The 12,898-nt window shown below is 62.8% G+C and carries 12 protein-coding genes; 3 read left to right on the forward strand and 9 right to left on the reverse strand.

Annotated elements, in window-relative coordinates:
• Positions 1-88 precede the first annotated feature (88 nt).
• The 4 genes from ACODSV_RS29405 to ACODSV_RS29420 all read right to left on the reverse strand — a co-directional run bounded on the left by ACODSV_RS29405 (position 89) and on the right by ACODSV_RS29420 (position 3,979).
• The gene (locus tag ACODSV_RS29405) at positions 89-1,402 is read right to left on the reverse strand and encodes a protein kinase (protein ID WP_150055163.1); all 1,314 of its coding nucleotides are present in this window, start codon (positions 1,400-1,402) and stop codon (positions 89-91) included.
• A 39-nt stretch (positions 1,403-1,441) separates the two neighbouring features.
• Positions 1,442-2,536 carry a cell division protein ZapE gene (gene zapE, locus ACODSV_RS29410; RefSeq protein WP_024076253.1) on the reverse strand — a complete coding sequence of 365 codons (1,095 nt, stop codon included), beginning with the start codon at positions 2,534-2,536 and terminating at the stop codon, positions 1,442-1,444.
• A gap of 202 nt (positions 2,537-2,738) precedes the next feature.
• A complete protein-coding gene (locus ACODSV_RS29415; RefSeq protein WP_150055162.1) occupies positions 2,739-3,476 on the reverse strand; it encodes an anti-sigma factor family protein in 738 nt (245 codons plus the stop codon).
• Positions 3,473-3,979 (reverse strand): RNA polymerase sigma factor, encoded by a 507-nt coding sequence (locus ACODSV_RS29420; RefSeq protein ID WP_024076251.1) that lies wholly within the window; start codon positions 3,977-3,979, stop codon positions 3,473-3,475. The genes ACODSV_RS29415 and ACODSV_RS29420 overlap by 4 nt, the downstream gene beginning before the upstream one ends.
• A 168-nt stretch (positions 3,980-4,147) precedes the next feature.
• On the opposite strand from ACODSV_RS29420, the gene ACODSV_RS29425 reads away from it, so the two are divergent.
• On the forward strand, positions 4,148-5,230 hold the full coding sequence (locus ACODSV_RS29425) for a catalase family peroxidase (protein WP_150055161.1): 1,083 nt from the start codon (positions 4,148-4,150) through the stop codon (positions 5,228-5,230).
• Positions 5,227-5,766 carry a cytochrome b gene (locus tag ACODSV_RS29430; RefSeq protein WP_102624837.1) on the forward strand — a complete coding sequence of 180 codons (540 nt, stop codon included), beginning with the start codon at positions 5,227-5,229 and terminating at the stop codon, positions 5,764-5,766. Before ACODSV_RS29425 ends, ACODSV_RS29430 begins: the two co-directional genes overlap by 4 nt.
• A gap of 35 nt (positions 5,767-5,801) precedes the next feature.
• Here the strand turns inward: ACODSV_RS29430 and ACODSV_RS29435 are convergent, their stop codons facing one another.
• Both ACODSV_RS29435 and ACODSV_RS29440 read right to left on the reverse strand, forming a co-directional pair.
• On the reverse strand, positions 5,802-6,953 hold the full coding sequence (locus tag ACODSV_RS29435) for a M14 family metallopeptidase (protein ID WP_150055160.1): 1,152 nt from the start codon (positions 6,951-6,953) through the stop codon (positions 5,802-5,804).
• Positions 6,954-7,418: 465 nt separating this feature from the next.
• The gene (locus ACODSV_RS29440; protein ID WP_102624835.1) at positions 7,419-7,769 is read right to left on the reverse strand and encodes a DUF6124 family protein; all 351 of its coding nucleotides are present in this window, start codon (positions 7,767-7,769) and stop codon (positions 7,419-7,421) included.
• A gap of 131 nt (positions 7,770-7,900) precedes the next feature.
• Between ACODSV_RS29440 and ACODSV_RS29445 the strand changes: the two genes are divergently transcribed.
• Positions 7,901-8,536: a LexA family protein gene (locus ACODSV_RS29445; RefSeq protein ID WP_150055159.1), complete on the forward strand. Its 636-nt coding sequence runs from the start codon at positions 7,901-7,903 to the stop codon at positions 8,534-8,536.
• Here the strand turns inward: ACODSV_RS29445 and ACODSV_RS29450 are convergent.
• Genes ACODSV_RS29450 through ACODSV_RS29460 form a run of 3 tightly spaced genes read right to left on the reverse strand, consistent with a single transcriptional unit; the run spans position 8,533 to position 12,889 of the window.
• Positions 8,533-10,458 (reverse strand): acetyl/propionyl/methylcrotonyl-CoA carboxylase subunit alpha, encoded by a 1,926-nt coding sequence (locus ACODSV_RS29450; protein ID WP_454843502.1) that lies wholly within the window; start codon positions 10,456-10,458, stop codon positions 8,533-8,535. The two genes, ACODSV_RS29445 and ACODSV_RS29450, sit on opposite strands and share 4 nt — an antisense overlap.
• Positions 10,455-11,261 carry a gamma-carboxygeranoyl-CoA hydratase gene (locus ACODSV_RS29455; RefSeq protein WP_024076244.1) on the reverse strand — a complete coding sequence of 269 codons (807 nt, stop codon included), beginning with the start codon at positions 11,259-11,261 and terminating at the stop codon, positions 10,455-10,457. Before ACODSV_RS29455 ends, ACODSV_RS29450 begins: the two co-directional genes overlap by 4 nt.
• A gap of 20 nt (positions 11,262-11,281) precedes the next feature.
• Positions 11,282-12,889 (reverse strand): carboxyl transferase domain-containing protein, encoded by a 1,608-nt coding sequence (locus ACODSV_RS29460; protein WP_024076243.1) that lies wholly within the window; start codon positions 12,887-12,889, stop codon positions 11,282-11,284.
• Positions 12,890-12,898: the final 9 nt, after the last annotated feature.

Genomic DNA, 12,898 nt, shown 5'->3' on the forward strand with positions numbered 1-12,898 from the left:
TGGCGGTATCCACGAGATCCACAGCCGGGCTGCTCTCTACCTGCCACCCGCGATCCAGTGTGGGAGGGGGCTTGCTCCCACATTGGGTTCAGGGGTGTGGGATAGATTGCAGCAGCGCTTCGACTTCCTCGAAACTCGGCCGTGCCAACACCTCCGGCTGGCAGCAGCGCGCCTGCAAGCCTTCTAGCACCTGACGCGTGTCGTCGCTCAAGCCCGTGTCGATCCGCTCCAGCAACTCCCCGAGCAACACCCCGAACGCCCGCACTTCAATGCGCTGCAACGCCCTGGTCTCCAGGGTATCTGCCGTGGCATGGAATGACGCGGCGCCAAAATCCCCCAGCAGGCAATCACCCGCCGCATTCCACAGGATATTGTGGCCGTACAGGTCACCATGGGTGATGCCGTGCCGGTGCAGGTGTGCGGCCACCGAGGCGATGCCCCGCGCCATGCGCAATGCCACGGCGAGGCTGAAGCGGGTAGCAGGGTCGTAGATGTCGCGGGTGCAGGACGCGAGGCTGGGCAGGGCGGCGAGGTTACGGTAGCTCGGTTCGATCAGGTCCATCACCAGCGCGGCCTGGCCGTCGGGGTGGCCCACCACACGGCCTTCGACCTTGATCAGGTTGGGGTGCTGCCCGGCCGCGATGCAGGCCTGCATTTCATGCAATGGCGAGCCGTCGCTGGTGATGGCGCCTTTATAGAGTTTGACCGCGACGGGCTTGGCCTCAGGTTGCCACATGGCCTTGCGAATCACTCCGGAGGCACCTTCCCCGAGCACGTCGGCGAGCGCCAGTTGCGACCAGGGAATATCCGGTGTCGCGTCGTCGGCGGCCACGTCAACCGCCATTTCCACCGGGTTGCCGGCGTAGGCCAGCCAGGTCAGGCTCGGCAGTGTCAGCAGCCATTCGGGCAAGCGGGTCAGACGGTTGGAGGCGATGCGGATCAGCTCAAGGTTCTGGCAGTTGGCCAGGCTCGGCGGCAAATGCGCGAGTTGGTTGCCGGCCAGCATCAGTTTTTGCAGCAACGGCCGCTGGCCTAGTTCGTCGGGCAGTTGGCTGATGCGGTTATCGGTGAGGATCAGCCAGCGCAACTGCGGCGGCAGCGCTGCCGCCGGTACGTGGCGGATCTGGTTGGCCTTGAAGCCGATCATGCTCAGTTTGGCGCACTGGCCCAGGCATTCGGGCAGTTCCGTAAAGGCGTTGTCCGAGCAGAACAGTACGCGCAGGTGCGGCAGGCGATGCAGGTCATCCGGCAGGCTGCTCAGGGCGTTGCCGCTGAGGTTGAGGATTTCCAGGGAGTCGGCCAGTTCGAAGATTTCCCGGGGGAATTCAGTCAGCCCGCAGGACAGGTCCAGGCGCGTGATACCGGCCAGTTGGCCGGCCTTGAGTTGGGCGAGGGTATTCATGAACGGCGCGGTCACTCGGCAAGAGGGCGTAAAAGGCGCTCATGATACCGGGTCGGGCGCGCGTTGCGGGCTGACCGTTTGCAATTGGTTCAGGCGGCTGGCCGTGCGGGCCAGGTCGATGGCCTGGCCTTCCAGGGATTTGGCCAGGGGCTGTTCGCCGATCAGGGTCAACTGCTTATCGCGGTCGTAGAGTACGTCTACCAGGTTGATAAAGCGCTGTTGCACGGCGATCGGGCAATCCGCCAGGTATGGCAGCCCATCGATGATCCAGTGGTCGAAGTCGTCGCACAGCAGCAGGTAGTCCATTACCGCAGTGAGTTGTTCGCACAGGTCGCTGAACGTGAAAGCGATGCGGTGTGCTTCGCGCTGGCGGCAGGTCAACTGGCGGGCGCCGACGCTGAGGGGCTGCGGCGGGCAATCGGTGGTGGGCAAGCCAAGGGCCTCACGTTGTGCCGGCGTGCCCGGCCACACGTATTGCCCCTGGGTGAAGCGCTGTTCGGCATGGGCCTGGGGCAGGCTGCGGAAGTCGCGGGGCGAACTGACTTCCAACACCTCCATACGCGCCGCGATCAAGTCGATCACCGGCTTGAAACGCTGGTGGTACAGGGGGTTGGGCAACAGGCCCGCGGGCGGGTAGTTGGAGGTGACCAGCACCAGGACACCGCGCTTGAACAAGGCTTTGAACAGCCGGCTGATCAGCATGGCATCGCCAATATCGTGGACGTGGAACTCGTCGAAGCACAGTACGCGGCAGCCCTCGAGCAGCTCATCCAGGGTCGTGGCCAGTGCGTCTGGCTGCTGACGATGGGCGAACATGCCCCGGTGCAGGCGGGCGAAAAAGTCGTGGAAATGCACGCGTTGTTTTTCGGCCATTGGTAACGCCTGGAAAAAACCATCGAGCAGCCAGCTTTTGCCGCGCCCCACCGGGCCGTGCAGGTACAGGCTGCGGGTCGGTTGGCCGGCCAGCAGGTGCGCGGTTTCGCGGGCCATGGCGGCGATCGCCTGGGCCTGGCCGGCGCTGAGGGTGTAGCCCTGTTGCTCGGCCTTGTGCTGAAAGAACATCGGGATGGAGGCGTCGACGCGGGTGCCGGGGGTTTTACCGAGCAGGCGTCGGATCAGGGGAAACACGGCCAATGCAAGTCACTCTGTGGTGCGGTGGTCGCTTACTTTAGAGCTCCGGCCATGTTTTGACCAATCGAGAAGGGCGCCGCCAGCCATCTCGAAAAGGCATGGCCTATAGACACCCGCCCAAGCGCTCAGCAGGCGGCGCGGGTTTGGGAGGGCCGGGTGCACCTGCAACGCCGAGACCTGGACCGATACCGTGGTGCTGGAGTTTCTAGAACTTCAACAGCGGCGCGGTGGGCTGATCCACCGGGCTGACCATCGCATAGTTGTAGCCGGCGCCGGACCAGTATTCGGCGTGTAAGCCGTCAGCGCTGCGGTTGCCGCGGGGCAGAAAGCCGTTGTCCGGGCCCGGTGGGCGGATGTAGAAGCTGATGTGTCGACCTTGCGCGTCTTCGTACAACACCATCGCCGCTGCGCCTTGCTCGGTGGTGAGCAAGCGTGCGCTGACTGGCTTGAAACCTGCCTGGCTCAAGTCTGGCAGGCGGTGGGCCTGGTTGAAGTAGCGATCAAGCCAGGTTTGCATCGTGCCGCTGTCTGAAGAGCGGTAGTCGGCCGGCATGATGCCGTCCTGGGCAAACAGGCGGTAGGCCTGCATGGCGTCGGCCATGGGCAGCAGCGGCGGTTGCGTGGCTTCACGGGCGTGCCAGCCGCCAATGCCACCGAGGCTGACGGCAATCAGCAGCACCGCCGCTGTCGCGAAATGGCGGCGGGACTGATGTTTGATGCGCTGGCGAATCAGCATCGGGTCCAGCCCAGGGTTGGCCGGCTGGTGCAGGACGCCACTCAGTGCCGCGCGCAGCAATTGCGCATCCTGCTGCCAGGCGTGGACTTGGGCCGCGACCTCGGGGTGGGCCGCCAAGTAGGTTTCAAGCACACGCCGATCACTCTCCAGGAGCTGGTGATCGACGTAGGCATGCAAATCGCGTTCGCTGGGGGGCAGGCTGATCATTTGAGTATCCGCAGGGAAGGGCTGGCGATTTCGCCATCGCTGAGTTGGCGCAGGGCCTGGCGCGCCCGCGACAGGCGCGACATCACCGTGCCGATGGGCACGTCGAGGATTTCTGCGACTTCCTTGTAGCTCAAACCTTCGACCGACACCCACAGCAGCAGCGCACGTTGCTCGGTGTTGAGTTGATCGAAGGCTTGCAAGGTGGCTTGGGCCATCACCGTGCGCTCGACCGAGGGCTCGGCATCATCGCGCCCGGTGAAGAATTCGAGCATGCGTGCATAGCGGCGGGTGCGTCGATGGGCGTCGAGGAACTGCCGGTAGAGGATCGAGAACAGCCAGGCGCGCAGGTCGCCTTCCAGACGTTTGTCGTCCCAGCGGATGATCGCCCGTTCCAGGGTCGACTGCACCAAGTCGTCGGCGCTGCTGGCGTGACGGGTCAGGGACACGGCAAAGCGCCGCAGCCTGGGGATGAGTTCACGTAACTGTTCGTCGAGTTCGTGCATGGGATGCTGGCTGGTCGCTACGTTGGGACTAGAGAGACGTCCGGCGCTGAAGGTTATTCCCCTTTCTCGAAAATAAATCAAAGGCCAGGGAATAGAGCGGATCGGCATTCGTCTCAATGCACCGACCCTATGTTCATCCCCAAAGGCCCTTGGCCCTGGAGTTTCCTGATGGTAGATCACTCACCACCACCCCGTCTTGCGCTGAGTACTGCGAGCCTGATTGCTCGACTTGTCGGCATCGGTGCGGTTGTTGCGGTTGTTGCGGGGGCGTTTGCCTACGTCAACGGCACCCTCGACCCACAACGCCTGCGGCCCACGACGCTGGTCAATGCCCTGGAAACCAATAACGGTGTGCATCCGGGGTTCCGCCGCAACCACGCCAAGGGTGTGTGCGTCGCGGGTTATTTCGAGAGCAGCGCCGAGGCGCGCGCGTATTCCAGTGCCCAAGTCTTCAGCGCAGCCAAAACCCCGATCATCGGCCGATTTGCCTTGCCCAGCGGCAACCCCTATGCACCGGACAGCAGCGTGCCGATCCGCAGTTTTGCCGTGCAATTTACCCAAGCCAACGGCCAGCAATGGCGCACTGGGATGAACAGCATGCCGGTGTTCCCGGTGGGCACGCCCGAGGCGTTCTATCAACTGCTCAAGGCCGGCGCGCCCGACCCGGCCACCGGCAAGCCGAACCCGGCGAGTATGCCGGCGTTTTTTGCTTCTCACCCTGAGACCGCGCCGTTCCTGGCGTGGGTCAAGACCGCCAGGCCATCGGCCAGCTATGCCACTGAAACCTACAACGGCATCAATGCGTTTTACCTGGTGAACGCCGACGGCAAACGCCAGGCCGTGCGTTGGGGCGTCGTACCGCAGAGCCAGGATGCACCCGGCGATAGCGCACCGGCAGGCAATGACTTTCTGGAGAAAGACCTGGTGCAGCGCCTGGCGGCAGGGCCGCTGCGCTGGCAATTGAACATGACCCTGGCCAACCCCGGTGACCCGCTGGACGATGCGAGCAAGACCTGGGCCGGTGAGCACAAGGTCATCAACGTCGGCAGCCTGGTGCTGAACAGCAGCCAGCCACAGGTCGATGGGGATTGCCGTGACATCAACTTCGACCCGTTGATTTTGCCGAGCGGTATCGAGGCGTCCAATGATCCGCTGCTGGCGGCCCGTTCGGCTGCGTATGCCAGTTCTTACCTGCGTCGCGCTGGCGAAGTCAGCCCCTTGCACAACGCCCCTCAGGAGTCGCAGCCATGAATGCCCAACCACGGTTTTTCACGCCCCTGGCGCGCCTGCTGCATTGGTTGATGGCGTTGATGATCATCGCGATGCTGTTTATCGGTGCGGGGTTGGCCGCGTCGGTGTCCGAGCGGCATGAATGGTTGATTCACCTGCACAAGCCGTTGGGGATTGCGATTCTGGCGCTGGTGATCGTGCGGCTGGTGGTGCGCTTTTCCACGCGCCAACCACCGCTGCCCAGCGATTTGCCGTTGTGGCAAACACTGGCGGCCAAGGTGTCTCATCTGGTGCTGTATGCCTTGATGCTGGTGCTGCCGCTGCTGGGTTGGGCGATGATTTCAGCGGCGGGCGACCCGGTGATGCTGAGCAGTTCGATACAGCTGCCGGCGCTGGTAGGCGCGAATGCCCCGTTGTTCGCGGTGTTACGCAAGGCCCATGGGTATCTGGCCTACCTGCTGTTCCTGACGGTGCTTTTGCACCTGGCGGCGGCGTTATTCCACGGGCTGATTCGGCGCGATGGCGTGTTGCAAAGCATGACCGGTACCAAAGACTGAGGCTGCCATTGAACCCTTGCCGGCCCAGGCAAGGGTTAGCGCAGGACGGTCACGATATCGGCGATCGTGCTCAACACATCCTTACCCAATTGCATCGAACGTTTGCCCGACCAGCCGGTGTGTGGGTTGGGCGCATCGTCGTTGTCCTTGAACGGCATTTCCAGGGTCAGCGAAAGGCAATCGTATTTCTCGCCGACGGCATTGCAGGCCAAGGTCATGTTGGCTTCGCCCGGCAGGTCGCGGGTGTAGCCGTGGGTGGTCTGGAAGTCACGGGTCAGCGCGCTCAGGTGGCTGCGGAAGTGTTTTTCCAGGGCTTCGATGCGCGGGGTGTATCCCGGGTTGCCTTCGCAACCGGCGGTGAACACGTGGGGGATTTCCTCGTCGCCATGGATGTCGAGGAACAGGTCGACGCCATGCTTTTCCATCTGTTGCTGCACGAACAGCACTTCCGGGCTGGTTTCCTGGTTGGCGCTCTGCCACGCGCGGTTGAGGTCCTGGCCCATGGCGTTGGTGCGCAAGTGGCCATGGAAGGCACCGTCAGGGTTCATGTTGGGGATCAGGTACAGGTCGGCAACGGCCAGGAGCTTCCTCAGCTCGGCATCGCCATCCTGTTGCAGGCGTTCGATGATGCCTTCCATGAACCATTCGGCCATGTGTTCGCCGGGGTGTTGCTGGGCGATGATCCAGACCTTGCGCCGGTTGCTGCCGCCTTTGCCACGACGTAGCAACTGGATATCACGGCCTTCGACACTTTTACCGGTGGCCAGCAATTTAGCACCCGCGCGGGTCACGGCCTGCTCGATCAGCCAGTCGTGGCGTTCGCGGCTGTAGGGTTCGAAGTAGGCGAACCAGGCGTGTTTCTCACGGGTTTCGAGGCTGATGTGCAAGGTCTCGCCATCAAAGCGCGTGGGCACGCGGAACCAGTTGATATGGTCGTAGGAGGCGACAGCGTTGTAGCCGCTCCACGCATGCTTATAGGAAGAATGGCTGGCGTTGCTCAGGCGGAAAGTGTGGGTATGGCCCACGTGCATGCCTTCGGCCTTGAAGTGGAACCACTGGAAATGTGCGCTGCGGGTATCGGGTTCGATGGCGAGCAGCAACTGATAGGCATCGCTGGCATCCAGAACCTGGATATTGCCACTGTCGAAGTCGGTGCTGATCTTGATAGAGGTCAAGGCCACGGTCATAGTCGGGTTGCCTGGGTATGAATGTTGTGGCGGTTATATTACACAGGCACCGGGCAAAATCTTGACGCAAAATTGTTGCGGAGGAGGGGGGCGTCGTCCTTGACGCTGGGGCAGCTTAGAATCTATGAGATTGATTCTCAAGCGCTATTTCTCAAAGAACTGGGCTAGAGCCTTCGACCGGCTTTCTTTGGACGATGGTCTTTTGCTACCATGCGCGCCATTCAGCAACACACAGTCTTCATTAGCCTGAAGCCATGCCAGGGAAACTGGCAAAAAAAAAGACCCGGCCAAAGAGCCGGGTCAAAAACCGTGATTAGCCTGATGAGGAGATATTCCAAGAGTCCGACCTAAGGTCCCTTGGTCTATCGACTGATCTCGCGATCAGCTGAGCCCAATAATAATCATTATCATTTGCAAGTCAAATGTTTTTATCCGTGAGATAGAAATATTTTTCCTGCGCGCCCGTCACACGCTTGCCTGAGCCCTCGGCGCCTGCAGCGACTGCTCCACCATCGCCTTCGCCATATCGATCAAATACACCACTGAGAATGCCAGGTCGCGTTGATTGCCTTGATGGCTGTTCGCTGATTCGTAGGCGGTGGCGGCAGCACTGCGCAGCAGGTCCGAGGCGTGCACCAGGGCTTCTTCGTGGCTGATGTCGGGTTTGACGCGAAAGAAGGTGTCATCCGAGGGCGATGGCGACATATCTTCTTTCAAGTAATAGTCCAGGGCTCGCTGGGCGGCGCTGCTGCCGCGCATGTCGAGCAATTCGCTGGTTTCGGGTGTTTCAGGCAGGCGGTGCGGGCTTGTCGTCATAAGGGGCGGTACTCTGGGTGGGTGTCGAAAACCTTATGTTCGATGATAGTACGTATCGTATTTATGTCGTTTTATGGATTACTACAAACTGTTTATTGCCCTGAAAAATACGCATCGTATTGTCACGCACCATGGATAACTGGATAGCGTTGGTCAAAGCCAACATGAAAGACCGCAAGGTCACGCAGGATCAACTGGCCGAACGCCTGGGCATGTCCCAGGGCGGGGTGGGCCATTGGCTCAACAAACGCCGTGTGCCAAGCCTGGCCGACATGAACCGGGTTCTCGCGGAACTGGGGCTGGGCTACCTGGAAGTCGCCTTGCAGATTCGCGAAAAGACCGCCGAGACACTGCCCGCGCAACCTCCCTACAACCCGTACTTTCGATACCCGGTCAACGATTGGACGGGCATGTGCGAAATTCGCGAAGAGCACGGCGCGTACGCCACCACCCGCTTCGAACTGACGGACTACCACGCCCGCGGGGACGCCTTCTGGCTCCCGGTGAGGGGAGACGCCATGACCGCCCCCAGCGGTCTGAGCATCGGTGCGGGCATGCTGATCCTGGTGGACCCGGCTATCGATGCCCAACCTGGCAAGCTGGTGGTCGCCCAATGGGCTGACAGCCCCCAGGCGACTTTTCGCCAACTCATGGAAGAAAGCGGCCAGCTTTACCTGGTGCCGCTCAACCCCACCTATCCGAAGCAGCGGTTCACCGAGGATTGCCGCATCCTCGGCGTGGTGGTGCAGGCCACGGCGAAGTTCTAGTCGGCTGTTTCGAGCTCCACCAGCGCGCAGCCTTCGGCAACCATTTCACCTTCCTCGCAGAACAACGCCTTGATCACCCCGGCCTGGGGCGCACGGATGCTGTGTTCCATCTTCATGGCTTCCAGCACCACCAGTTGCATGCCGGCCTCCACGGCTTGGCCGACTTCCACCAGCACCCGCACGATGCTGCCGTTCATGGGCGCGGTCAGGCCGCCTTGATGGAGCTGGCCGGCCTCGACCGCTGCAATCGGGTCGAACAGGCTGACCGCGTGCAACTCGCCATCCCAGCGCAGGTACAGGGTGCTTTCGCTGCGCACCGCCAGATGAGCGCGGCGTACGCCCTGGTGCTCGATCAGCAGCTGTTCGCCGCGCAACAGCGGGGGCTGGGTGGGTAATGTCACCAACCGATCCTGCCCATTGCAGCTCAAGTGCAGCGAGACTTCGGCGGGCAGGCCGGCACGAAAACCGCGCGTGTCCGCCCAAGGCCCGTCACCGGCCGGCAAGCTCTGTATGAACGCCGCGGCCGCGGCCTGCCAGAACTCATCGCCCAAGGCGCCAGGTACCGGCAGCAGCTCATCCTGATAGCGCGGGATAAACCCGGTATCCAGTTCCGCCGCGGCAAACGCGGGGTGGGCGATGATTCGACGCAGGAAGCTCAGGTTGGTCCGCAGCCCGCCCACCGCAAATTCATCCAGCATGCTCAACAGCCGCAATCGCGCCTGTTCACGGTCTTCGCCCCAGGCAATCAGCTTGCCGAGCATCGGGTCGTAGAAGGGCGACACGCTGTCGCCCTGCTCGACGCCGCTGTCCACGCGTCGCCCCGGGCCGGGGGCTGATTCGCGGTACAGCGCCAGCTGCCCGGTGGCCGGCAGGAAATCGTTGGAGGGGTCTTCGGCGTACAGCCGTACTTCGATGGCATGGCCGATCAGCGGCACTTGTGCCTGGGTGATCGGCAGCGCTTCACCCTGGGCCACGCGAATCTGCCAGGCCACCAGATCGAGGCCGGTAATCGCTTCAGTCACCGGGTGTTCCACTTGCAGGCGCGTGTTCATTTCCATAAAGAAAAACTCGCCACGGGCATCCAGCAGAAATTCCACCGTGCCCGCGCCCACATAGCCAATGGCCTGGGCTGCGCGTACCGCCGCTTCGCCCATGGCCTTGCGCTGTTCAGTACTCAAGCCAGGCGCCGGGGCTTCCTCGACGACTTTTTGGTGCCGACGCTGGATCGAGCAATCGCGCTCATTGAGGTACAGGCAATGCCCCTGCTGGTCGGCAAACACCTGGATCTCCACATGGCGCGGCTTGAGCAGGTATTTTTCCACCAGCATCTGCCCATTGCCGAACGACGACAGCGCCTCGCGCTGGGCAGAGGCCAATGCCTCGGCCAACTGACTGACGTCCTCGACCACTTTCATTCCCTTGCCGCCGCCGCCGGCGGTGGCCTTGAGCAGCACCGGGTAGCCGATACGCGCGCAGGCATCGCGGAACGTCTCCAGGTCCTGGGCTTCGCCGTGGTAACCCGGCACCAGCGGCACGCCGGCGGTCTCCATCAACGCCTTGGCGGCCGACTTGCTGCCCATGGCGTCGATCGCCGAGGCGGGCGGGCCGAGGAAGATCAAGCCAGCGGCCTCGACCGCGCGGGCAAACCCGGCGTTTTCCGACAGGAAGCCGTAGCCCGGATGAATCGCCTGGGCGCCGCTGGCCTGGGCCGCGGCGATCAATTTGTCGATCTGCAGGTAGCTGTCCGTGGCTTTGCTGCCCCCCAGGTCGACGCGGATATCCGCCTCGCGACTATGGCGCGCGTCGCGGTCCGTGGCGCTGTGTACAGCGACGGTGGTCAAGCCCATGGCCTTGGCGGTGCGCATCACCCGGCAGGCGATTTCACCACGGTTGGCCACCAGTACGGTGGTCAGTGTGCTCATGAACGGGGCTCCTGGGATTGCCAGCTGGGCGTACGTTTTTGCAGGAACGCGCGCAAGCCTTCCTGGCCTTCGGCGCTGACGCGAATGCGGGCGATGGCATTTTCGCAATAACGGCGCAGGGCCGGGGTGAGGGCGCCGTTACCGACCTCGCGCAATAAGTCTTTGCTGGCGCGCATCGCCGCCGGGCTGTTTTGCAGCAGGTTGGCAACCCATTGCGCGACCTGTTGTTCCAGCGTATCGGTCGGATAGCTTTCCGCCAGCAGGCCGATATCCCGCGCCCGTTGGCCGCCAAACCGTTCGGCCGTCAGCGCATAACGCCGGGCTGCGCGCTCGCCGATCGCCTGTACCACAAACGGGCTGATCACCGCTGGCGCCAAGCCAATACGCACTTCTGACAGGCAGAACTGTGCGTCATCGGCACCAATCGCCATGTCGCAGCAACTGATCAGGCCCAATGCGCCACCGTAGGCCGCGCCTTGCACCACCGCCAGGGTGGGGATCTTCAGCTTGGCCAGGTTGTACATCAGCTCGGCCAGTTCGCGGGCGTCGTCCAAGTTGGTGTGGTAGTCCAGCTCGGCCGATTGCTGCATCCAGGCCAGGTCGGCCCCGGCGCTGAAGTGCTTGCCGCGCCCGCGCAGGACCAGGAAGCGCAGGGACGGATCACCTTGCACCTGGTCGAGGGCGATGATCAGTTCGCGGATCATCTCGGCGTTGAATGCGTTGTTCTTGGCTTCACGACTGAGCCATAGCGTGGCAAAGCCACGGCTGTCGGTGATCAGTTCGAGGGTGTTGAAATCGCTCATGCAAGGAGCTCCACTGCAGGTTACATGCGGAACACGCCGAAGCGGCTCGGCTCGATGGGGGCATTCAGCGCGGCAGACAGCGCCAGGGCCAGCACGTCGCGGGTCTGCATCGGGTCGATGACGCCGTCGTCCCACAAGCGCGCGCTGGAGTAGTAGGGATGGCCCTGGGTTTCATACTGGTCGAGGATCGGCTGCTTGATCGCCGCTTCTTCCTCGGCACTGAACGCAACCCCTGCACGTTCGGCCTGTTCACGCTTGACCTGCACCAGCACCCCTGCGGCCTGCTCGGCACCCATCACACCGATGCGCGCGTTCGGCCACATCCATAAAAAGCGCGGGTCGTAGGCGCGGCCGCACATCCCATAGTTACCGGCACCAAAGCTGCCGCCGATGATCACCGTGAATTTCGGCACCTTGGCGCAGGCCACGGCGGTGACCAGCTTGGCGCCATGCTTGGCGATACCGCCGGCCTCGTATTTCTGGCCGACCATAAAGCCGGTGATGTTCTGCAAGAACAGCAGCGGAATCCCGCGCTGGCAGGCCAGCTCGATAAAGTGCGCGCCTTTTTGCGCGGCTTCTGCAAACAAAATCCCGTTATTGGCCAGGATCGCAATCGGATAGCCATGCAGGTGGGCAAAACCGCACACCAGGGTGGTGCCGAACAGGGCCTTGAATTCATCGAACACCGAGCCGTCCACCAGCCGTGCGATCACTTCGCGCACATCGAACGGTTGCTTGGCATCGGCCGGGATCACGCCATAGAGCTCCTCGCTGCTATACAACGGCGCTACCGGCGTGCGTTGCAGCAACTGGCCCTGCTTGTGCCAATTGAGGTGGGCGACGCTGCGGCGGGCCAGGGCCAGGGCGTGCTCGTCGCTGTCGGCATAGTGGTCGGCTACGCCAGAAATCTTGCAGTGCACATCGGCACCGCCGAGGTCTTCAGCGCTGACCACTTCACCGGTCGCCGCCTTCACCAGCGGCGGGCCGGCGAGGAAGATGGTGGCCTGCTGGCGCACCATGATCGCTTCGTCGGCCATCGCCGGCACGTAGGCGCCGCCGGCGGTGCACGAACCCATCACCACGGCGATCTGCGGGATGCCCTGGGCACTCATGTTCGCCTGGTTGAAGAAGATCCGCCCGAAGTGCTCACGGTCGGGAAACACTTCATCCTGGCGCGGCAGGTTGGCGCCACCGGAGTCCACCAGGTAGATGCAGGGCAGGCGATTCTGCTCGGCGATGGTTTGGGCGCGCAGGTGTTTCTTCACGGTCAGCGGGTAGTAGGAGCCGCCCTTCACCGTGGCATCGTTGGCGACGATCATGCATTCGACCCCTTCGACCCGGCCTATCCCGGCAATCACGCCGGCGGCAGGCACGTCTTCGCCATACACCTGGTGGGCGGCCAGTTGGCTGAGTTCAAGGAACGGTGAGCCTGGGTCGAGCAAGCGGTTGATGCGCTCGCGTGGCAACAGTTTGCCGCGTGAAGTGTGGCGCTCCTGGGCCTTGGCGCCGCCACCCTGCTGCACGTGGGCGAGCAGGGTGTGCAGGGCGTCGACCTGTTGGCGCATCGCTGCGTCATTGGCGATGAACTCCGCCGAGCGCGGGTTGAGCTGGGTGTGCAAGGTGGCCATGACGTGCTC

Source organism: Pseudomonas sp. FG86, from assembly GCF_057808775.1.